Origin of the sequence: Embleya sp. NPDC020630 (genome assembly GCF_044334985.1) — a bacterium.
Lineage (GTDB): Bacteria > Actinomycetota > Actinomycetes > Streptomycetales > Streptomycetaceae > Embleya.
Map to the genome: position 1 here is coordinate 107,057 of NZ_JBIRUB010000022.1, position 21,493 is coordinate 128,549.

14 protein-coding genes, 1 tRNA gene and 1 other RNA gene are annotated in these 21,493 nt (G+C 67.6%); 6 read left to right on the plus strand and 10 right to left on the minus strand.

Translation table 11 applies throughout. The features are described from left to right. Positions 1–193: 193 nt before the first annotated feature. Positions 194–1,051 carry a serine/threonine-protein kinase gene (locus tag ACH4XV_RS41035; RefSeq protein WP_395798465.1) on the plus strand — a complete coding sequence of 286 codons (858 nt, stop codon included), beginning with the start codon at positions 194–196 and terminating at the stop codon, positions 1,049–1,051. Positions 1,052–1,084: 33 nt separating this feature from the next. Here ACH4XV_RS41035 and ACH4XV_RS41040 read toward each other — a convergent pair whose 3' ends face one another. Further along, positions 1,085–3,802 carry an ATP-binding protein gene (locus ACH4XV_RS41040; RefSeq protein ID WP_395798467.1) on the minus strand — a complete coding sequence of 906 codons (2,718 nt, stop codon included), beginning with the start codon at positions 3,800–3,802 and terminating at the stop codon, positions 1,085–1,087. A 920-nt stretch (positions 3,803–4,722) separates the two neighbouring features. Here ACH4XV_RS41040 and ACH4XV_RS41045 point away from each other — a divergent pair. After that, positions 4,723–5,199: a cell wall hydrolase gene (locus ACH4XV_RS41045; protein WP_395798469.1), complete on the plus strand. Its 477-nt coding sequence runs from the start codon at positions 4,723–4,725 to the stop codon at positions 5,197–5,199. A gap of 58 nt (positions 5,200–5,257) precedes the next feature. Then, complete coding sequence (locus ACH4XV_RS41050) at positions 5,258–7,117, plus strand: prolyl oligopeptidase family serine peptidase (protein ID WP_395798471.1); 1,860 nt, start codon at positions 5,258–5,260, stop codon at positions 7,115–7,117. Between the two features lie 137 nt (positions 7,118–7,254). Here ACH4XV_RS41050 and ACH4XV_RS41055 read toward each other — a convergent pair whose 3' ends face one another. The 9 genes from ACH4XV_RS41055 to ACH4XV_RS41095 all read right to left on the minus strand — a co-directional run bounded on the left by ACH4XV_RS41055 (position 7,255) and on the right by ACH4XV_RS41095 (position 16,517). Beyond that, positions 7,255–8,046, minus strand: a complete 792-nt coding sequence (locus tag ACH4XV_RS41055; RefSeq protein WP_395798473.1) for an SURF1 family protein — start codon at positions 8,044–8,046, stop codon at positions 7,255–7,257. A 43-nt stretch (positions 8,047–8,089) separates the two neighbouring features. Then, on the minus strand, positions 8,090–9,079 hold the full coding sequence (locus ACH4XV_RS41060) for a hypothetical protein (RefSeq protein ID WP_395798474.1): 990 nt from the start codon (positions 9,077–9,079) through the stop codon (positions 8,090–8,092). Then, the gene (locus tag ACH4XV_RS41065; RefSeq protein ID WP_395798476.1) at positions 9,076–9,663 is read right to left on the minus strand and encodes a SigE family RNA polymerase sigma factor; all 588 of its coding nucleotides are present in this window, start codon (positions 9,661–9,663) and stop codon (positions 9,076–9,078) included. Before ACH4XV_RS41065 ends, ACH4XV_RS41060 begins: the two co-directional genes overlap by 4 nt. A gap of 323 nt (positions 9,664–9,986) precedes the next feature. Further along, the gene (locus ACH4XV_RS41070) at positions 9,987–11,054 is read right to left on the minus strand and encodes an aspartate-semialdehyde dehydrogenase (protein WP_395798478.1); all 1,068 of its coding nucleotides are present in this window, start codon (positions 11,052–11,054) and stop codon (positions 9,987–9,989) included. Next, positions 11,051–12,319, minus strand: coding sequence for an aspartate kinase (locus tag ACH4XV_RS41075; protein WP_126639165.1), 1,269 nt, complete (start codon positions 12,317–12,319; stop codon positions 11,051–11,053). The genes ACH4XV_RS41070 and ACH4XV_RS41075 overlap by 4 nt, the downstream gene beginning before the upstream one ends. 248 nt (positions 12,320–12,567) lie before the next feature. Next, positions 12,568–13,188, minus strand: coding sequence for a DUF5063 domain-containing protein (locus ACH4XV_RS41080; protein ID WP_395798480.1), 621 nt, complete (start codon positions 13,186–13,188; stop codon positions 12,568–12,570). Continuing rightward, positions 13,181–13,780, minus strand: a complete 600-nt coding sequence (gene recR, locus ACH4XV_RS41085; protein ID WP_379998800.1) for a recombination mediator RecR — start codon at positions 13,778–13,780, stop codon at positions 13,181–13,183. Before recR ends, ACH4XV_RS41080 begins: the two co-directional genes overlap by 8 nt. A gap of 91 nt (positions 13,781–13,871) precedes the next feature. Further along, positions 13,872–14,216, minus strand: coding sequence for a YbaB/EbfC family nucleoid-associated protein (locus ACH4XV_RS41090; RefSeq protein ID WP_078976477.1), 345 nt, complete (start codon positions 14,214–14,216; stop codon positions 13,872–13,874). Positions 14,217–14,345: 129 nt separating this feature from the next. After that, complete coding sequence (locus tag ACH4XV_RS41095) at positions 14,346–16,517, minus strand: DNA polymerase III subunit gamma and tau (protein ID WP_395798482.1); 2,172 nt, start codon at positions 16,515–16,517, stop codon at positions 14,346–14,348. 102 nt (positions 16,518–16,619) lie between these two features. Here ACH4XV_RS41095 and ffs point away from each other — a divergent pair. The 3 genes from ffs (at position 16,620) to ACH4XV_RS41110 (ending at position 20,927) form a co-directional block, all read left to right on the plus strand. Continuing rightward, an RNA gene (gene ffs / locus ACH4XV_RS41100) (signal recognition particle sRNA small type) lies at positions 16,620–16,719 on the plus strand. Between the two features lie 61 nt (positions 16,720–16,780). Continuing rightward, positions 16,781–16,868 (plus strand) — tRNA-Ser (locus ACH4XV_RS41105). Between the two features lie 1,440 nt (positions 16,869–18,308). Next, the gene (locus tag ACH4XV_RS41110; protein ID WP_395798484.1) at positions 18,309–20,927 is read left to right on the plus strand and encodes a KGGVGR-motif variant AAA ATPase; all 2,619 of its coding nucleotides are present in this window, start codon (positions 18,309–18,311) and stop codon (positions 20,925–20,927) included. Positions 20,928–21,493: the final 566 nt, after the last annotated feature.

Genomic DNA, 21,493 nt, shown 5'->3' on the forward strand with positions numbered 1-21,493 from the left:
TTCGGGCCAAACATGGAAAGCCGCACGGTGACGACGGAGGAATCCCCGACGAGACCTTCGGGTGGCCAACTCTCTGTCATAATGACCTCACTTCTCTACCTCCCGGGGTACTTGGTTGAACCGGCCGGGCATTTCTTTTCCACACGGAGCGATTGCGTTGCTTCCCGGTACGCTCGTCAATAACCGTTACCTAGTGAAACGAAAGATCGGCGAAGGCGCCGAGGGCGAAATTTTCGTCGCATGGGACGAAGGATTCAAGCGGGACGTGGCGATCAAATTCCAGCGCGCCCAGACCTTCGAATCACCTGAAACCTATGTAGACGACGGCAGACTCATCGAACAGGAGTACGATCGCCTCGGTGTCGTGCTGGATGTTCCGGGAATTCCTCGCGTCTTCGACAAGGGATCCTTCGGCATAAGCAACCGTCGATTCCTGGTCATGGAATTGATCGATGGTGTCACCGTTGCTTCGTGGATCAGCGCGCACCAGCCTGTCCCGGCAGCAGCGGCGCTATCGGCCATCGGGCAGCTTTGCGAGATTCTCGGTGGGCTCCATGCCAAGGAATATGTCCACCGCGACGTCACGCCGAACAACACGATGCTTCAACCTGACGGCCGGGTCCGACTGTTGGACGTCGGCATCTCCGTCATGGCCGGGGAACTCAACGCCTATCCCGGTGGTAGTCCCGGCTATGCCGCGCCGGAGCAGTACGACCGGACCGTGGCGCTCACTCCACAAGCCGACGTCTTCGCCCTCGGCGTGCTGCTGTTCGAGATGGTTGCCGCCCGGCTGCCATACAGCGGCTTGGAGCGCCCGCTCGACGACAGGGCCTCGGCCTTCCCGAAGGATTTTCGGGCCGAGATGCCCGAAACGCTCCGTAGCCTGGGGCTCGCCATGGTGTCCGTCGACCCGCGAGAGCGACCCAACGGAGTCGCGGAAGTGCTGCGGCTCCTGCAGCCGATGCTGCCCGCAGCCGGCTCGCCCGCCTCCCCGAAAGCGACTCGCCCCGATCCCACGGCCCCATACCGTCTCGGACTGGCGGTGCCGTGACCCGCTCATGGGAGGCACACCACTGGATCGTCGTCACGGCACGTATCTCAACCGCTCGACGGCCGCGTCGAGGTCGCTCTCACCCATGTCTCCCAGCAAGGCTCGAGCTCGCTTGATCACCTCCTCGGCTTCCCGGGGCCGGGCGGCGCCGCGAAGCGCGTCCCCGAGCCAGACCAGCGCCTTGGCCTCCCGGCTTCCGTAGGTCAGCGACCGGTACAGGTCCCGGGCACGCTCGAAGTCAGCGATGGCGGCCTCGTGCTCTCCCAGTACCACTCGGATCCGGCCCAGGCTGAACAGCGCATGCGCCCTACCGTTCAGATCGTCCGTGGTGTCCAGCAGGGTCAGCGACTGCAGGCAATACTCAAGGCCCTCGTCGTACTCGGCCAGGTCGTAGCGAGCACTTCCGATCCCGTTCAACGCGGCTCCTCGACCGAGCAGGTCGTCGAGTTGCTCGAAGGCGGACAGGGCGGCGGTGAAGTGCTCCAGCGCTTCGCCCGGTGCGCCGCTCTCGCGCAGCAGGACACCAAGGATGTGACGGCCCAAGGCGCTACCCGGGATGTCACCGTTGTCCTCGCTCACCCGTACCGCGCATCGCAGTTCTCGCGTCGCCTGCGCAAGATCACCAAGGCCCCGGTGGGTACCGGCGAGCATCCGGTGGACCATCGCCACGTCTGGCGGGCCGCCCTCCCGCCTGGCTGCTGCGAGTGCGCTGGTCAGGTACTTGAGCGCGTCCAAGTTGCGGCCGGAGCGCCACTGAAAGGTCACTAAAGTCATTGGCAGTAACCACGTGTAGCGGTCGAGTCCGCGCTCCTCGGCCAACCTGACCGCGGCCGCCAGGGTGGAGTACTCGGCCTCGAACCAGGACATTGCATCCGCCGCATGGGACGGAGCAACGACGTCCATGCCCAGCGGTTCGCCGATCGGTAGCCGGCGGCCCGGATCCAGCTTGCGGTCGCAGGCCCAGGCGTTGTGCAGCAGGAAAAACAGCATCCGCTCCACGAGCCGGGCCCGCTCGGTTTCGTCCTGCCGGTCCGCCAGTTCGCCGGCGTAGACGCGGACCAAGTCGTGCAGGGAGTAGCGTTCGAAAATCGGCTCGGTCACCAGGCTCATCCGCATCAGGTCGTCGATCGCGTCGTTGACTCCGACGGCGTTGTCCGGTTCAAGCGCCCGCAGCGCCGCCCAGCTGACCGTCGGCCCCGGGTGAACTGCCAGTTGCCAGAGGAGCCCTGCTGCCGGCGCCGGCAGCAGCTTGTGGGACGTCTCCAACGACAGGCGGACACTCAGGTTTTCCGAGCCCAGATCGAGGGAACGCAGCCTGGTGCTCTCCTGCCGCAGTTCACGGACCATACCCGCGAGTGCCTGGGGCGGGCGCTGCGCAATCCGCGCAGCCATGATTCCCAGGGCCAGGGGCATGCCGGCGCAGTGCTCGACCAGGTCACCGATGAACGGGACGGCTGTGCGCATCCGGTCCTCCCCCAGCCGTGTCCGCAGCAGCTCGGTGGCGTCCTGCCGACCCAGCGGAGCAAGGTCCACGAGCTCGGCTCCCTCCCTGATCGCCAGCCCGTGCAACTGGCGGCGACTGGTGACGATCGCCGCGCTGGCTCCTGGTCCGGGGAGCAGCAGGCGGACATGCTCCTCGTCGCGCGCGTTGTCCAGGATCAGCAGTACCGTGCGGTCCGCGAGTGCGGTCCGGTAGGCGGAGACCATGCCGTCCAGCGTCGGAGTCGCGGGGCGCACTCCGAGATCGTTCAGGAATCTGGCCAGGACAGGACCATGTTGCTCCGGCTCCCCTGGCGAAAATCCGCCGAGGTCGGCGTAGAGGATCCCGCCCGGGAAGCTCGGTTCGACCCGGACCGCTGCCCGCACGGCGAGGAAAGACTTCCCGACACCCGGCATACCAGTGAGCGCGGCAACCCGACTCCGGCCGGCTGTTCGCCCCAAGAGAGTTTCCGTGAGGAGGTCGAGCTGCGATTGACGGCCCACGAGGTCGACGGGCTGGGAGGGAAGCTGCCGGGGCCTCAAACGGGCCGGCGCGAGTGGGGCGCCGGGCATTGCTCCGCTTCCTTTTCCCTCCGCCTCACCGACGAGCAGCAGATGGACGGTGGGCCGGCCGAACCGGCGCTCCCAGCGAGCGAGCAGCGGCTCGACCTGGTCCTGCCTGCCGAGGGCGCGCAAGGCACGTACGTTGAGCTCGAGCAGGGTCTCGCTCTCCGGCCAGCGGGCCAGCGCCGACCCGGCCCGATCGAGCGCGGCACGGGCCTCCCCACACTCCAGCTCTGCGAAGACGCAAGCGGCCGTGACCTCCAACAGTTCGGCAGTTAGTTCGGCCCGCTTCTGTTCGAAGCCTTCGCCGGGCAAGTCCTCCAGGGGCGTTCCCCGCCACTCGCCGAGCGCGGACCGAAGTGCCTTGAGCCGAGCCGACGCGCTGTCCACGGCATCCGCAGCGCGCCGTAATTCCTGGAAACGGACGTAGTCGATGCTCTGCGAATCGGCAGGGATTTGGCAAAAACCTCGCTCGTTCTGCCGGTCGATACCTGGCACAGATTGCCGCAATTGATGAAAGCACTGGCGAATTCGATTGGCGTTCGAATCCTCACCGGGCCACAGGTAGCGCGTGACACTGGCATGAGAGGCACGGTGACCGGGCGACAGCAGCAGAACGGCGAGGAGTTCGAGAGCTTTCGCTGACTTCATCCTGACCGGCAGCCCCGCCCGCAGGGCAACCACCGGCCCCAATACTCGAAATTCCATGATCGTTAACCTCCAATTCCCGCGACAGTGCGCCGCTAGCGGCTGCATCGGCCGGCACTGGAAAGCATGCCACGGAACGTCGAGCGCCCATTAACGTTCGACTAACGCTTGCAGCTTGGCAATTCCTCGGCCGATCTGCCACGCTGCGATCACCTCACTCCGAGCGCTCCGGCAGATCACCGGGATCCCCTGGCACGTGCGCCTGAATACGGCGACCTGCGAGCCCCGAACGCGCCCAACAATGGCAAATCCGGATGTTGAGCAATAGAACACCCAAACAGGGAGAATCAATGAAACCCAGGCAGCAGAAGCCCGTCCAGCACAGCATCAGCCGCCCCACACAGAGCCGGCGGGCCAAGGCAACGGTGCCGCCCCGGCGCCCCCAGCGGCCCCGCCCCACCTCCCGGCCGGCCCCGCAGTCGGCCTATCTCCTACGCGGTCGGCTTCGGAAGCCGGTCTGTCCGACAGCGCAACGGGCCTACGAGGCCGAGATGTTTGACGAACTTGAGTAAAGCCCAGGCGCTGCGGCAACCAGCCTGAACCGCACCCGCTGCAAAAGCGGGGTGGGGAGGACAGAAGGCGCCCAAGAGGAAGCGGGTCGGGGAACCCCCGGCCCGCTTGCGGCGTTTCCGGAGCCGGCGGACCGGACAAGGGGGTGGCGGGGTGGCGTAGCACGCGGACCGGCACCCAGAGGAGCGACGGCGGGCGGAGGAACCGATGAGACCGCACCGGCGTGAGTGCCGTCACGGGCGTCTGGGGCACACGCGACCACCGTCAGGGGCCGTATCGGAGAGATTCGATACGGCCCCTGATGCGTCTTGCTTGCACCCGCTGCGGTGATGGGACTTCGCGGGTGGTGGGGCTCGTCCCGGGGGCGAATGGGGTGGACGTCATGGGGTGGGTGGGGTTGGATCTTGGGTGTGTCCGATGCTGCTGCTCTCGACGGTTGTTCGTCGGTGGGTGATCTGCCGGTTCGGTTTCGGGATGTTGCCTACGTGTATGCCCGTCATCCCGAGGCGGTTGCGGCGGGGGATTTGGGCGGTGGGGCCAACTGTCAGTTGTATGCGTATGCGTTTCTTGGTCATTACGGGCTTTACGTGCCGCCGTTGCGGTCTTCGGAGTTGTGGGCCGAGGAGGTGACTCGGCGGGTCGTCGAGTTCGCGCCCCTGGATCTGTTGTTGTTCGATGGTGGGCCGCGACCGGATCGGGCGCCGGGTTATGGCGCGCATGTCGGGGTGTTTCTGGGGCACGGGCGGGTGTTGCATTTGTGTCGAGAGGTGGGACGGCCCGCGATCTGGGGGTTTGCCGACTTCGCGGCGCGGCCTGCGTATGCGCGGCTGCTCGGGGCGAAGCGGTGTCGCGCGGGGCGGGGCGGCTCGGGCCACTCCGGAGGGTGACGGGGCGCTTCGTACGGTGACGGAACACAACCGGGGCCGGTCGTAGTTGAATTGCGATATGCCCGCTCCCGAGAACACCGCCGCCGATACCGTCGAGACCACACCGTCGATCGCCGAGCCCGCGCCGACCATCCCCGCCTGGGAACGTCGCTACCGGGCGGCTCGGATCAGCCTGCCGCGCTGGGCCGACCACGCGCCCGCGAAGTCCGTCTTCGTCTCCAACGCCTCCGGCACGTTCGAGGTGTACGCGTGGGACCGCGTCACCGGCGAGCAGCGCCGGGTGACCGACCGGCCCAACGGCACCGCGTCGGCCCGGATCAGCCCCGACGGGCGCTGGATCTGGTGGTTCGCGGACACCGACGGCGACGAGTTCGGGATCTGGATGCGCCAGCCGTTCGACGGCGGTGCGGACGAGCCGGCCGTGCCCGGACTGGCGCCGTCCTACCCGGGCGGGCTCGGCCTCGCCATGGACGGCACCGTGGTGGTCGGCCGGATGAGCGACGACGAGGGCTCCTCGATCCACGTCGTACGCCCCGGCGCCGAGCCGGTGACCGTGTACCGGCACGCCGAGTCGGCCTGGTTGTCGGGGCTGTCCGAGGACGGCACGCACCTGGTCATCGCCCACAACGAGCACGGCGACGCGATGCGCTCGTCGCTGCGCGTACTGCGCCTGGACGGCACGCCGGTGGCCGACCTGCACGACGGTCCCGAAGGGGGCCGACCGGACTCCGACCTGTCCTCGATGGGCTTCTCCCCCGTCGCCGGCGACCAGCGCCTGCTGGTCGTGCACCAGCGGCGCGGCCGGGACGAGGTGCTGCTGTGGGAGCCGCTGACCGGCACCGAGACCGAACTCGACCTCGGGCTGCCCGGCGACCTGTCCGCCGACTGGTATCCCGACGGCCGCGCGCTGCTGGTCGACCACGAGCAGCACGGGCGTTCCGAGTTGTACCGCTACGACCTCCAGAGCGGCGAACTCGCCCGGATCGACACCCCGCCCGGCACCATCGGCGGCTCCGGCGCGCGACCCGACGGCAGCGTCGAATACCACTGGTCCAGCGGCTCGACCCCCGCCGAACTGCGCTCGACCGCGGGCGGCGTGCTGCTCACCCCGCCCGGCGAACGCCCGCCCGGGTCGGTCCCGGTCACCGACGCGTGGGTCGAGGGCCCCGGCGGCCGGGTGCACGCGCTGGTGTCCAAGCCGGTGGGCGAGGGCCCGTTCCCGACCGTGTTCAACATCCACGGCGGGCCCACCGCGCACGACGGCGACCACTTCGCCGCCGACGTCGCGGCCTGGGTGGACCACGGCTTCGCGGTGGTCCGGGTCAACTACCGGGGCTCGACCGGCTACGGCAAGGAATGGACCGACGCGCTGCGGGTGCGGATCGGCCTGATCGAGTTGGAGGACATCGGCGCGGTCCGTGCGTGGGCGGTCGAGTCGGGCCTGGCCGACCCGGAGCGCATCGTGCTCTCCGGCGGCTCGTGGGGTGGCTACCTGACCCTGCTCGGCCTGGGCGTGCAGCCCGAGGCGTGGGCCCTGGGCCTGGCCGCGGTGCCGGTGGCGGACTACGTCACCGCCTACCACGACGAGATGGACGTGCTGAAGGCGATGGACCGTACGCTGCTCGGCGGCTCGCCCGAGGAGGTCCCGGAGCGCTGGGCCGCCTCCTCGCCGCTGACCTATGTCGAGCAGGTCCGGGTGCCGGTGTACATCAGCGCCGGCGAGAACGACCCGCGCTGCCCGATCAAGCAGATCGAGAACTACGTCGAGCGGCTGGCACAGCTGGGCAAGCCGCACGAGGTCTACCGCTACGACGCGGGCCACGGCTCGCTGGTCGTCGAGGAGCGAATCCGGCAGATGCGCCAGGAGTTCGCCTTCGTCGACGGGGTCATCGGCCTGCCGGTGCGCAACCCCGCGTAGGTCGCCGCGAGCGCGGGCCGATCACCTCGGCCCGCGCCAGCCGGCCGGTCGGGACCCGGCCCGGCCGGTCGCTCGGGACCCGGCCCAGCGGGCCGCTCAAGACCCGGCCCACCCGGGCGCTCGGGTCTCGACGGCGCTCACGCCTCGATGCCCAGCTCCGCGAGCAGCTTCGCCTCCTGCTCCTCCGCGCGCTCGTCCGCCTCCCGGCGCACCACGCGCCACCACACGAACACCGCGGCACCGGCGAACACGAACCACTGCGCGGTGTATCCGAGGTTCTGCCACGCCCGCCCCGAAATGCCGCCGCCCCCGGACGCCTTGGCCGGCGGCATCGGCACCAGCGCGGCCGAGTCGGCGGCCGGGGTCTGCGCGGTCAGCGCGACGAAGCCGTCGGTGAGCGGATAGGGCAGCACGTTGACCAGCTCGGGCGTGCTGATCATGGACACCTGGCCCGGCTTCAGGTCGGTGGCCCGATCCACGTCGGAGGTGTGCTCGGCTTCCGACCACTCCAGGCGACCGGTGACGGTGACCGTGCCTGCCGGCGGCGCGGGCACGCTCGCACCCTCGACCCAGCCCCGGTTGACCACCACCGCGGGCGCGCCGGCCACAAGCAGCGGGGTGACCACGTACGACCCGGTGCGCCCGTCGTGGCGCCGCCCCGGCACGACCAGTTGGTGCGCCGGGTCATAGCTCCCGGTCACCGTGACCGCGCGGCCGCGCGCACCGCCCTCGACCCTGGCGCCCGGCGGCAGCAGTTCGGCGAGCGGCACCGCGGGCGCCACCGACACCTTCTCGCCGCCGTCCCCGCTCCGCTTGTGTTCGCCGTAGCGGTGGAACTGCCACAATCCCAGCGCCGCGCACACCGGGACCGCGACGAGCACGATCACGTGGAAGACCAGCCAGCGCGGCTGGAGCAGGAACCGGTACACCCCCCAACGGTAACCGTCCGCCGACGGGGGCCGATCCCGGGTCTCACCCCACGCGCGCGTACTCCCCGGTCCGGTAGATGTCGGTGCGGTACACGGTGCCGCCACACGTCGGCGTGAGTGTCACCTTGGCCACGTTGAAGTCGTTGGCGGCGAGCGCGTACCCGAGCGCGGGCACCGGCGCCTTGGGCGCGTCGGCGGCACACGTGCCGTCCGCACCCGGGGGTTGCGGCTTCCACGCGAACTGGAACTCGTACGCCTGCCCCGGTCGCAGCGTGATGCCCTGCGCGGACGAGGACGGCACCGGCAGCGCGGTCGCGGCGTCCGGGCTCGGCGCCTGGACCACCGTCACCTGCACGATCGGATTGCCGGGCGGGGAGACCACGACGACCACGCCGGGGCCGGTCACCACGCAGTCCTTGGCCGCGTTGCTGCGCACCTGGAGCACGCCGTACGCCAGCCCGTCGGCGCGGACCGGGCCAAGGCGCGCCTCCTCCCCGGACATGTCGACGGTCCGACACGCGGGCGGCGGCTTGACCGGCGGCGCCGACTCGCTCGGCGACACACTCGACGACGGCGACGTGCTCTGCCCCGTGCCGGTGCCCGAGCTCTGCCCGCTGGTGGGCGCGATCGAGGAACCGGACCCGCTGGTGGGGCTGCTGCCGTGGGAGGCGGGATGGGTCTGCCCGGCGCCCGGCAGGCCCGCGCTGACCCCCTCGCTCGGCCCCGGCAGCGGCTCGGTCGCGTTGACCGACGACGAGGACGGGCGGACGCCGCCGACATTCGACCTTGAGTCGTCGCCGTCGGTCACCGCGGTGCGCAGGACGGGCGTGCCGACCAGGATCGCCACGGCCAGCCCGGCGGCGCCGAGCGTGGCCATCCGACGCTGTCTGCGGCGGGCGGGCACGGCGGCGCGCAGCCGGTCGAGGGCGTCCGGCGCGGGCTGCACGTCGGACACGGCCTGGTGCAGCCGCCGGCGTACCTCTGCCGCGAGGTCGTCGGGGTCGGGACCGAGGGTTCCCGGGTCGTTCTTCACGGCGTCTCCATCCGGGCCCGGAGGGCTTCCAGTCCGCGTGAGGCGTACGCCTTCACCGAGCCGACCGACAGTCCGAGCAGATCGGCCACCTGAGCCTCTGTCAGATCAGCGTAATAGCGCAGCACGATCACTTCCCGCTGCCGCCGTTGCAATTCGCGCAACGCCCGCACCAGCACGTCGCGTTCCGCCACGTGGCGCGAACCGTCCTCGGTACTGGTCGAGTTCGGTTCCGGTTTGGAGAGTAGCCGCATTCCCATGATCCGCCGCCGCAGCGTCGACCGGGACAGGTTCACCACGGTCTGCCGCAGGTAGGCCAGCGTCTTGTCGGCCTCGCGCAACCGGTGCCGGGCGGTGTGCACCCGGACGAACGACTCCTGCACCACGTCCTCACACGAATCGGTGTCGTCGAGCAACAGGGAAGCCAAGCGCAACAACGAACCATAGTGCGCGCGGTAGGTCTCGGTGAGGACGTCGATGGAGACGCCCGCGTCAGAGGACACGGAAGCTCCCGAAACGTCCGGTTCCAGCGCGCCGACCACGGGCATGCGAACCGGGCGCAGCACCCGTTCCACCCTCACGACCATTTCTGCCACGACTGTTGGACACCCGACCCCCCGGGAAGGTTGTATGCGCCTGCGATCCGGGGACGGTCGTCGGCTTCAGCCACACGTCCGCCCACCGTAGTGGGCCGGATGACATGCAGTCAGCTACTCGGGGTGGGGAAGATCCGCCACGGGACGGTCCGTTGCGGAAAGGTTCGTGACGGAAACGTCCGCTACGGAGAGGTTCGTGGCGGAGAGGCGCGTAGCGCGGTGGCGGCGGCGGTCGCGACCCGCAGCCCGCACGCACGGCAGCCGGCGTCCCCACCCGGGGAGCGCCGGCTGCCGCGTCGGTTCGCGGACGGGCCCTAGTCGCGCTCGGTCAGCTCGGCGGCGACGACCTCGGCGATCTGGGCGGTATTCAGCGCCGCGCCCTTGCGCAGGTTGTCCCCGCACATGAACATGTCCAGCGCGAACGGGTCGTCGATCGAACGACGCACCCGGCCGACCCAGGTCGGGTCGGTACCGACCACGTCGGCCGGCGTCGGGAACTCGCCGTTCTCCGGGTCGTCGCACAGCACGACGCCGGGGGCGCCGTCCAGGATCTCGTGCGCCCGGGCCACCGACACCTCGTTCTCGAACACGGCGTGCACCGCGAGGGAGTGCGTGGTGATCACCGGGACGCGCACGCAGGTCGTGTGCACCTTGAGGTCGGGCAGCCCCAGGATCTTGCGGGACTCGTTGCGGACCTTCAGCTCCTCGGACGACCAGCCGTCGTCCTTGAGCGAGCCGGCCCACGGCACCACGTTGAGCGCGAGCGGCGCCGGGAACGGGCCGAAGTCGCCCACCGCGCGGCGCACATCGCCGGGCTGGGTGCCCAGCGTGCGGCTGTCGGCGACCTTGGCGATCTGCTCGCGCAGCGCGTCGACACCGGGCTGACCGGCGCCGGAGGCGGCCTGGTACGAGGCGACCACCAGCTCCTTGAGGCCCAGTTCGGCGTGCAGCGCGCCGAGGGCGACGACCATGGTCAGCGTCGTGCAGTTCGGGTTGGAGATGATGCCGCGCGGCCGTACGCGCGCCGCGGCGGCGTTGACCTCGGGCACCACGAGCGGGACCTCGGGGTCCATCCGGAACGCGCCGGAGTTGTCCACCGCGACCGCGCCCTTGCTCGCGGCGATCGGCGCCCAGTGCGCGGAGACCTCGTCGGGCACGTCGAACATCGCGACGTCGACGCCGTCGAAGCACTCCTCGCTCAGCGCGATCACCTCGACCTCCTCGCCCCGCACGACGAGCTTCTTGCCCGCGCTGCGCGCCGACGCGATCAGGCGGATCTCGCCCCACACATCCTGGCGGGTGGAGAGCAGTTCGAGCATCACCGTGCCGACCGCGCCGGTGGCGCCGACGACGGCCAGGGTGGGCTTGTCCTTGCGGGTCATCGGCCGGTACCTCCGTATACGACGGCTTCGCCGGACTGGTCGTCCAGGCCGAACGCGGTGTGCACGGCCTGCACGGCGGCCGGAACGCCGTCGGCACGGCAGACCACCGAGATCCGGATCTCGGAGGTCGAGATCAGCTCGATGTTCACCCCCGCGCCGGTGAGCGATTCGAAGAACTTGGCGGTCACGCCCGGGTGCGAACGCATGCCGGCGCCGACCAGCGAGATCTTGCCGATCTGGTCGTCGTAGCGCAGCGACTCGAAGCCGATCTCGGCCTGGGCCTTGGTCAGCGCGGTCATCGCGTTCTGGCCGTCCGACATCGGCAGCGTGAAGGAGATGTCGGTGCGGCCGGTGGAGGCCGCGGAGACGTTCTGCACGATCATGTCGATGTTGATCTCGTTGTCCGCCACCAGGCGGAAGATCTTGGCCGCCTCGCCCGGCTTGTCCGGGACCCCGACCACCGTGATCTTCGCTTCGCTGGTGTCGTGGGCGACCCCGGAGATGATCGCGTGCTCCATGTCGTCCCCTTCGGGTTCATCCGTCACCCAAGTGCCGACGAGTCCCGAGAAGGACGACCGCACGTGCACGGGCATGTCGTAGCGGCGGGCGTATTCCACACACCGCAGGTGCAGCACCTTGGATCCGCTCGCGGCCAGCTCCAGCATCTCCTGGTAGCTGATCCGGGAGATCTTCCGGGCCTTCTTCACCACGCGGGGGTCGGCGGTGAAGATGCCGTCCACGTCCGTGTAGATCTCGCAGACCTCGGCGTCGAGGGCGGCGGCCAGCGCGACGGCGGTGGTGTCCGAGCCGCCGCGGCCGAGCGTGGTGATGTCCTTGGTGTCCTGGGACACACCCTGGAATCCGGCCACGATCGCGATCGCGCCCTCGTCGAGCGCGGAGCGGATCCGACCCGGCGTCACATCGATGATGCGCGCTTTGTTGTGGACCGCGTCGGTGATCACACCGGCTTGGCTGCCGGTGAACGACCGTGCGTCGACGCCCAGGTTTTTGATCGCCATCGCCAGCAGCGCCATCGACATCCGCTCACCCGCGGTGAGCAGCATGTCGAGCTCGCGCCCGGAAGGGATGGGGCTCACCTGCTGCGCCAGATCGATCAGCTCGTCCGTCGTGTCGCCCATCGCGGACACCACCACGACCACTTCGTGGCCCTGCTTCTTGGTGTCGACGATTCGCTTGGCCACGCGCTTGATGCCCTCGGCATCGGCGACGGAGGAGCCGCCGTACTTCTGCACGACAAGGCCCACGTGCGCTCCTCGCTTGATATCTGTGCGGTCGGCTCAGTCTAACTAGGCCGCACAGTGGTCAAAGCTTTATTCACATTGTGAGACGTACGTATCACTAAGCGGGCAGTCGGAACCGAACGCCCATGTCGGCGCGCCGGGGTGGCAGCGGCGGCCGCCGCACGCCGGGCCCGGGGTGGGACTCCCCCCGTGCGCGGGCGTGTTGCGGCTGTGCGTGTGTGGCGGCTGTGCGCGTGTTCAGGTGTACGTGTTCAGGTGTGCGGGCCGCCGAGGACCACGGCCTCGTCGAGCTGTTCGGCGAGTTCGTCGACCAATTCGTCGGCCAGCGCCTGTCCGGCCGGGTCCAGACTCTCCATGATCGGATCGTCCAGCCGCGCGTGCGAGACCACCGACTGCAGCGCGCGCAGCACGGCGCTCGCGGTGGCGCCCCAGTTGGACAGGTACGAGAACTGCCACCACCACAGCGCCTCGCGGTCGCGCCCGGCCCGGTGATGGGCGAGCCCGTGCGCGAGGTCGGCGACCACGTCGGCCACGTCGTCGGACAGCCGCGCGGCGACCGGCTTGGACTTGGGCACGTACGGGTCGAAGACCTCGTAGTAGACGTCGATCGGCTCCAGCAGCCGGGACAGCGCCGAGCGCAGCGCGTCGACGTCGGGATCCGGGCCCGAGTCGGGTTCGAATCGGTCGTCGGGCACCACGTCGGCGATCGCGCCGAGCCGGCCGCCCGCGAGCATCAGCTGCGAGACCTCCAGGAGCAGCATCGACACCGCCTGCTCCGGCTCCTCGCCCTTGGCCACCTCGGTGACGGCCAGGACGAAGCTGTCGATCTGGTCGGCGATCTCACTGGTGAATTCGTTCAGGTCGTCAGACATCGAGCAGTCGTCTCCCCTCGAAGGCACGCCCGAGCGTGACCTCGTCGGCGTACTCCAGGTCGCCCCCCACCGGCAGCCCGCTGGCCAACCGGGTCACCCGCAGACCCATCGGCTTGCACAGGCGAGCCAGATACGTCGCGGTCGCCTCTCCTTCCAGGTTCGGGTCGGTGGCCAGGATCAACTCGGTCACCGTGCCGTCCGCGAGCCGGGTCATCAGCTCACGGATCCGCAGGTCGTCGGGGCCCACACCCTCGATCGGGCTGATCGCGCCGCCGAGCACGTGGTAGCGGCCCCGGAACTCGCGGGTCTTCTCGATCGCCACGACATCCTTGGACTCCTCGACCACGCAGATCACCGCGACGTCGCGTCGCGGATCGCGGCAGATTCGGCACTGCTCCGACTCCGCCACGTTGCCGCATGTGACGCAGAACCGCACCTTGTCCTTGACCTCGGTGAGCGCGTGCACGAGGCGCCGGACGTCGGCCGGGTCGGCCGCCAGGAGGTGGAAGGCGATGCGTTGCGCGCTCTTCGGCCCTACACCGGGCAGTCGGCCCAGCTCGTCGATGAGGTCCTGTACGACGCCTTCGTACACCTACCGTCTCCCTGCTCGCTCTGGTTGTGGGTGGGTTCGTTGTCGGTGGGTTCTTGTCGGTGGGTTCGGCTTTCGGTCGGGCGGATCCGGCTCACATGCCGGGCAGGCCCAGCGGGCCGCCGGCACCCATGCCCTGGGCGAGCGGGCCCATCAGCTGGGACTGCATCTCCAGGGCGGCACGGTTCGCGTCGCGCACCGCGGCGACGATCAGGTCGCCGAGGGTCTCCGTGTCCTCAGGATCCACCGCGGACGGCGAGATCTCCAGAGCCAGCAGCTCGCCGGCCCCGGACACGGTCGCGGTCACCAGGCCGCCACCGGCGCTCCCGGTCACCTGGGTGCGGGCGAGTTCGTCCTGCGCCGCCATCAGGTCCTGCTGCATCTTCTGCGCCTGCTGCAGCAGCTGCTGCATGTCGGGCTGGCCACCACCGGGAAACACCTGGACACCCTTCGTCGCTCGCACGCGGCCTCGCACCGCCTCGGGCGGCCCGCTTCAGCGTGCCCGTCCTGCGGTCGAGCCTACGGCTCCGGGCGGGGCGGACGCGCGGCGACGGCACGGTTCGCCGGGTCAGGTGGTCGGCGACTCGTCGATGATGGTCGCGCCCAGCTCGCGGGCGAGCAGTTCGTGGGTGGACTGGCCGCCGTCGTCGGCGAGGTCCTCGTCGTCGTAGCGGCCGAAGTCCTCGGGGATGTCGAAGTCCGGTTCGGGGGGCGGCGGGGGTGGGGCCTGTTGGGGCTGCTGGGCGGGCGGGCGGGCGGGCGGCTGCGGCGATGGGGTGGTGGTGGCGGCGGGGCGGGGCTGGGTCGCGGCCTGGGTCGGGGCCTGCGGCGGGGCGGGGGTGCTCGCGGGCGCCGGCGGCGGGGTGCCGGGCCAGGCGCCGGGCGCGGGGGCGGCCGGGGCGGCCGGGGCGGTGGGCTGCCGGTCGGCCGGGGGCATCGGGGCCGGGGTCGGTGCGGGGGCCGGGCGGTGGGTGGGGGCGGCGGTGCCCTCGCCGGCGACGACGCAGTCGATCCGCCAGTCGAGCCCGAACGCGTCCAGGACGGCCTGGCGCACGATCTCGTCGCGCCCGCTGCTGCGGAAGCCCTCGCGGGTGCCGGCCTGCTCGAACGCGAGGGTGAGCGTGGTGCCGTCGAAGCCGGCGACGGTAACGGTCTGGAGCATCATCCAGGCGACCCGGTTGCGGGCTCGGACGGCGTCGAGGATCTGCGGCCACATCTCGTGGACGCGGGTCAGGTCGCCGGCGGGGGCGGGGGGTGCCTGGGGTGTGGGCTGTTGGGCCTGGGGGGGCTGTTGGGCCTGGGGCTGCTGGGGCTGTGGGTGTTGGGGCTGCGGGGGAGCCGGCGGGCGGCCCTGGGCGGGGGGCAGGCCGGAGCCGGCGGCGCGGGCCTGGGGCCAGGCGCCGGGCTGTTGGGGCTGCGGGTGTTGGGGCTGCGGGTGTTGGGGCTGCTGCGGCTGTTGTACGGGGGACGGCGGAGCCTGGGGCGGCGCCGGGGCGGCGGCCTGCTGTCGGGCGGCGGGCGCGTCGGCGCGGGCGGGCTCCGGACCGGCGGGCGCGGCCGGCGCGGCGGGGAGGCCGCCGACGGAGACGCGGCGCTCAAGGCGTTCCAGGCGCGTCTGCAGACCCTGCTCACCGGAGTCCACGGCGGGCAGCAGGACGCGGGCGCAGATCAGCTCCAACTGCAGCCGCGGCGCGGTGGCCCCGCGCATCTCGGTGAGGCCGGTGTTGACGATGTCCGCGGCCCGGGTGAGCCCGGCCCGGCCGAACTCGGCGGCGTGCCGGACCATCCTCGCCAACTGATCGGCCGGCACATCGATCAGGCCCTTGTCGGCCGCGTCGGGCACCGCGGCCAGGATCACCAGGTCGCGCAGCCGCTCCAGCAGGTCGGCCACGAACCGGCGCGGGTCGTAGCCCCCCTCGATCACCCGGTCGACCAACTCGAACGCGGCCCCGCCGTCCTGCGCGACGAACGCCTCGACCACGTCGTCCAGCAACGACCGGTCGGTGAATCCGAGCAGGGAGGTGGCCATCGCATAGGTGACCCCGTCGTCGGCGGCCCCCGCCAGCAACTGGTCCATCACCGACATCGAGTCCCGGACCGACCCGGCCCCCGCCCGCACGACCAGCGGCAGCACGGTCGGCTCGACCTTGATCCCCTCGGCCTCGCACACCGACGCCAGGTGATCGCGCAGCACGCCGGGCGGCACCAACCGGAACGGATAGTGGTGCGTCCTGGACCGGATGGTCCCGATGACCTTCTCCGGCTCGGTGGTGGCAAAAATGAACTTCAGGTGCTCCGGCGGCTCCTCGACCACCTTGAGCAACGCGTTGAAGCCCGCCGACGTGACCATGTGCGCCTCGTCGATGATGTAGATCTTGTAGCGCGAACTCACCGGCGAGAAGTGCGCCTTCTCGCGCAGGTCGCGCGCGTCGTCCACACCACCGTGCGACGCGGCGTCGATCTCGATCACGTCGATGCTGCCGGGCCCACCGAGCCCCAGATCCCGACACGACTGACACTCGCCACAGGGCGTCGGGGTGGGCCCCTGCTCACAGTTGAGACACCGGGCGAGGATGCGCGCACTGGTGGTCTTGCCACACCCCCGCGGCCCACTGAAGAGGTAGGCGTGATTGACGCGATTGTTGCGCAGGGCCTGCATCAGGGGTTCCGTCACGTGCTCCTGCCCGATGACCTCTGCGTAGGTCTCGGGTCGATAGCGACGGTAGAGGGCGAGCGACACGCCCCCGACGATAGCCGGGCCGAACGACAGACGCGGAACGCCCGACCACCCCCACCACCCCCGCCCGTACCCGAACCCCACCCCGAGTCGGGTACTGTAGGCGCCGGACCCCCCGTGCGGCGGTATCCCTCCTGAACCTCCCCAGGGCCGGAAGGCAGCAAGGATAGGGAGGCTCTGCCGGGTGCACGGGGGGTTCACTGCATCCCACCCCCACTCGAATAGGGGTGCGCGAGCACCCACGGACCTCCTGTAAGCTTCCGCACGGAGGATTCGCCTAGTGGCCTAGGGCGCACGCTTGGAAAGCGTGTTGGGTTCACCCCCTCACGAGTTCGAATCTCGTATCCTCCGCCAGCCTCAACAGGCAAAACGTCAGCCCGGAGCACTTCGATGCTCCGGGCTGACGTCGTTTCTGGTTGCAGTTCTGGTTGCATTTATTTCGGACATATACTGCTAAATTTATCTTCGTAGATCTGAGCTTCAGCCGCACGCCTCGAACCGCCGCCTCGACGCTCACGCGATGGTCAGAGGTGGGTAATCCACCACACGACCCACGCACTCGCGGCGGTCCTCGCCCCAGTGGCCAGGCCGCGCACCGCGCTCACGGCGAGGAAACGCCCGACGCGGACGAAGCGACGTCGAGTGGCAGACGCGGGGCTGCCGGTTGTGGCGGTGGCGGGGTGGTCGTCGTTCATAGTGGGCTCCCCAGTGTGGTGTTAACCGCCATGTGGGGTTCGTGTGGCCCCATCGGGCGCTGGTCGGGGACTTCCGGCAACCGCCACCGGGCCGCCTCCGGCTGTTTAGGCTGCCCAGACCGGGACGCGGCATTTCCGGCGGACGTCCGGACCAAATCCGGACCGAACGACGTGGGGACCGATCGTGGCGGGGGACACCGAGAGCGCGGACGGCGACAAGGCGTGGGAACTGGCGCGGATGCTGAGGGAGTTGCGCGAGCAGGCACTCACGACAGGTCTGCTCCCACCGAGGGTGGCCTGCCTTCCGACCGCAGGGGTCGTCTCCGCAGCTATAGGCGTACTTGGGCAGCAGACGGTCCTTACGGATGCGGACGTACCCCGCGTCGAGTGCGACGCCTTCCCATGCAGGCCGAGCACCTCCCCTTGCCGCGGCCCGAGCGCCAAGGCGACGACCCAGCGCGCGCTGTTGCAGAGCTTGGCCGCTTTGACGAGGAAGCTCTGTACCTCCTCGATGGGCGGCTCGCTCCGCGCCGCCCGTACAGCAAGTTGCCTCATGCGATGGAAGGGGTACGTCATGGCGGGGGCGCTTGAAGATCATCGCCGCCGCGTCGACCTTAACTCCTCCCATAAGCCGAGCCCAGCAGTTGTGAGCCGAACGCCACAACCAGCATCACCGCTAGACTGCGAAGGATCATGGTAGGGGGGACGGTATCTTGCTAGAGGACGCAGCTCGAGCGCGCCAGCGGGAATCCAAGCTACTGCAAGAGCACAACCAGATGTGCGGCGCTATCTACTTGGTTGGATATGTAGTCGAATGCAAACTTAAAACCCTCCTACATAAAATGGGAAAGCCCTTCCCTCGATCAGGATCGGCTGGGCATGATCTTCGAGGGCTTTGGGATACGGCCGGACTGAGAAGTCAAGATCTGAGCGGCCACAAGAAGGCATTTATGGATACCTGGACTACAAGTCTCAGATATAGCGCAAAATTGCCTGACGATGCCTCGGCAGAAGAACTCCTCCGTGGAGCCCAGGAACTATCTTCATATGTGACCTCTCGAATTCGTTTCGCACGCCCGCACAATAGAGGAGGAAGGCGATGACCGGCGAGGCCATGACCAGTCGATCTATCCGGCAGCAGATCGAAGATAACGCTCGCTCCGCCGGTTTGACCGATGTTCAAATTTATGTTGCCGAAGATGGATTTGGATCCTATCTCGTTCGAGTAGTCCACGAATTGCTCAATCCACTAGCTGACTCAGAACGGCGCCATCTACTCCTTAAGGGAGTGGGAAATCTTGTATCAACCGCTGAACTGATTACCCCCAGCGAACAGGAATGGTACGGTCCTCCATTCAGCGAGACTACAGAACAGTTGCCTCTGTGGCATGACGTCCTGAGCCGCCAGCTCTCGGATGATGAGCTGACTTTTGCCACAGATCTCGACCAAGACATCGAGCTCCCGGCCATTGTCACATTCTATTCCTTGCGGGGTGGCGTAGGACGCACAACTGCCCTTGCAGCAGCAGCGCGGATTCTGTCTGAGCGCGGCCGCCGTCTGCTTTGCATTGACATGGATCTCGAAGCACCAGGGCTCGCTACTGTTTTGGGCTGCCCTGAACCTAGGGAAGATCAAGGTGTGCTTCCGCTCCTCTTGGCCCTAGAGAGAGGCGATGAAGTCGATATCAGGGATCACGTACTGCGAGTCAACGAGGGCGAGGAACTTTACTGCCTGCCCGCAGGACAACTTAGTAGCGACTATGCAGATCGTCTTCGCTTGCTGGATCCTGAGATCTGGTACAGGGAGGCTGGTAATCCCCTTCACAAACTCTTGCAGTTGGCCAAGGAGTCGGCACTTGAGCCGGACTTGATTCTCCTTGATTCCCGCACGGGCATTTCACCGATTGCCGCACCTCTCTTGTTTGATATCTCTGATCTAGCCGTCATTTGCCTCTACCCTCACCCTCAGGCAGAGCGAGGGACTGAGCTTCTTGTCAGGGCGCTGATGTCCGCCAAGAGCCGTAGGGCAACATCCGACATTCCTCTTACGCCCGAGCCGCGGTTCATCGTTTCTCCATTGCCGCCCGGGCCCTCTGCGGAAACCGTCCTTACGCGTGCAGTCACCTGGATCGACCAGTGGATTGGCGACGCTCAGAGCCGGCGTCCTGAAGGTTTCGACCCGCTTCGGGCGGACGAAATCACTCACGCAGTAAGCTACTCGCCAGATACTGCCTTTCGAGACAAAGTAGTCAACGGGGTCACAACTCGTGAAACATACGGAGCGGTAGCAGATTGGCTAGAGCAGTTGCTGCCTCAGACGTACGCGCTATCGGCTTCAAGTAGAAATCGAAAGCGCGATGTACTGGAGCAGCTCGACTTCTCCACCGGTACCGCAGAGCAGCAAGCTAGTCTTCTTGACGACTTCGTCCACACTCGTGTAGCGCAACAAGCACTTGAGGCCAGATCCCCGCTGGTCATTGGCCGTAAGGGAACCGGAAAGACAGCTGTTTTTCGCTGGTTGATGGAGAGGCATCGCGAAAACGAGGATCCCGTTATCGTGTTCTCCCCCCACGCTTTCAGACAACTCTACAAGTGGAGTCTTGGCTCTGAGGCTCTGGAACTCGTTGAGTCGGAATTCTCCGGGGAACCTGCGTGGACAACCTTCTGGCCCTGCTACACGGCACTTGCGGCATACTTCGCCTTGCCTGCAGAGGAGAGGGCAGATCCGCCTGCCAGATTCGAACTCACGACGGAGTTTCTTGATTCCGTCTACGATGAACTGTCCACGCTCGATGTCATCAGGCACATGATGAGCCGCCCTATGGCTGGCCTGCTGGGTTCCCGCTGGCTGAGAGACACCAACGCCCGTGCAAAAAACCGGCACATGCTGCTCTTCGATGGCCTTGATACCGGATTTGGGAACAATGCCGAGAGTCGACAGAGAAGGACTCGTGCTGTTACGGGTTTGATGACCTTCCTGACAGAATCGGAAGCGCATCTATCTTTGCTTTCTTTCAAAGTCATGCTTCGAGTGGACATCTGGCAACAACTGCGATTCGAGAACAAAAGCCATCTTTATGGGCGCTCCGTTCAACTCATGTGGCGCGATCAGAACGACTACTTCAAGACAGTATTGAAGCAAGCGATCCGTAGCGAAATTTACCGAGCGATGGTGGCGGAAATTCGAATTGGCCCATCTGTCGACGATTGGCGTGACGATGAGGTGCGCCGCGCCTGGAATGTTCTGGTCGGTGAGCGAATGAAGGGAGGCAAGACAACCTTCACACGCAACTGGGTGTGGAATCGTCTAGCCGACGGCCAAGGAGACCACGGGCCACGCTCTCTTTCCCAGCTGTTTCATGAGGCTGTTCAATGGGAAAGGCGGGAAGAAGCGCGAAGCAGTTACGATCGCAGCATCATGAGGCCACGGGCCCTGGTGCCTAGCCTTGATAGGGTCAGTATCGAGGCACTGCAAGCTTTGCAAGAGGAGTTTCCAGAACTCGACGGTGTCGTCGAAGCTCTGAGGAGCCTGCGTAGGACCCCGATCGAACCGGGCGAGATCGAAGCAGTGGACCCAGCCGCTGCTGAGCGTGTAGATCTCGCTCTCGAAGTCGGTCTGTTGGAGATCTACGAAGGCACTCAAGACGATGTACGCCGCTACAGAGTGCCTGACCTTTACAGGCTCGCTCTCGGCCTGACGCGTCGGGGGCAGGCGTAGATCCGTAGCCCTCCACGTACCATTTGTTGCCAATAACGGTATCAAACTTAGCACCCAATCTGGATACAGAAATACAAGTCAATCCAGAAAAGAACACCACCTCCGGGCTAACCCGTTGTTGTTACGGCAACGGTCTCGCGCCTGCGGCTCGTACCCACGTCGGGCGATCCAGGAACATGTCAAATTAAGACAAGGGCTTCTCACCTCGGTGCATGTCTGCCCAAAGGACGCGAGCGAGCAGGACGGCTGGCTCGCCGAGGACAACAACTCTGGCGCGGCCCGCTACACCGCCCTCTGCCGACGTGATTAGGCCGTTCAACTCAATCGATCTATCGAGATGCGCAGTAAACAGGATTTCCGCCTGGCACGCAGTTTGAGTGAAGCACATGTGTGGACATTCGCCGTCGTGGAATACAAGCATGCCCGGATTCTGGGAATGGTGACTGTCGCTTGCTGTGGTCGTATTACTCATCTAGTGCTGTGACCGGAAACGTTCACCGGGTGGCCGGTGGTCGTGATGGTCTGCGTGCCGGTTGGATGTCATGGACATCCAACCGGCGACAGGG

Excerpts from the sequence above, each read along its gene's own strand:
- ACH4XV_RS41040 (WP_395798467.1), bottom strand. The coding sequence starts at position 3,802 with ATGGAATTTCGAGTATTGGGGCCGGTGGTTGCCCTGCGGGCGGGGCTG.
- ACH4XV_RS41050 (WP_395798471.1), top strand. The coding sequence starts at position 5,258 with ATGCCCGCTCCCGAGAACACCGCCGCCGATACCGTCGAGACCACACCG.
- ACH4XV_RS41065 (WP_395798476.1), bottom strand. The coding sequence starts at position 9,663 with ATGGTCGTGAGGGTGGAACGGGTGCTGCGCCCGGTTCGCATGCCCGTG.
- ACH4XV_RS41070 (WP_395798478.1), bottom strand. The coding sequence starts at position 11,054 with ATGACCCGCAAGGACAAGCCCACCCTGGCCGTCGTCGGCGCCACCGGC.
- ACH4XV_RS41080 (WP_395798480.1), bottom strand. The coding sequence starts at position 13,188 with ATGTCTGACGACCTGAACGAATTCACCAGTGAGATCGCCGACCAGATC.
- ACH4XV_RS41110 (WP_395798484.1), top strand. The coding sequence starts at position 18,309 with ATGACCGGCGAGGCCATGACCAGTCGATCTATCCGGCAGCAGATCGAA.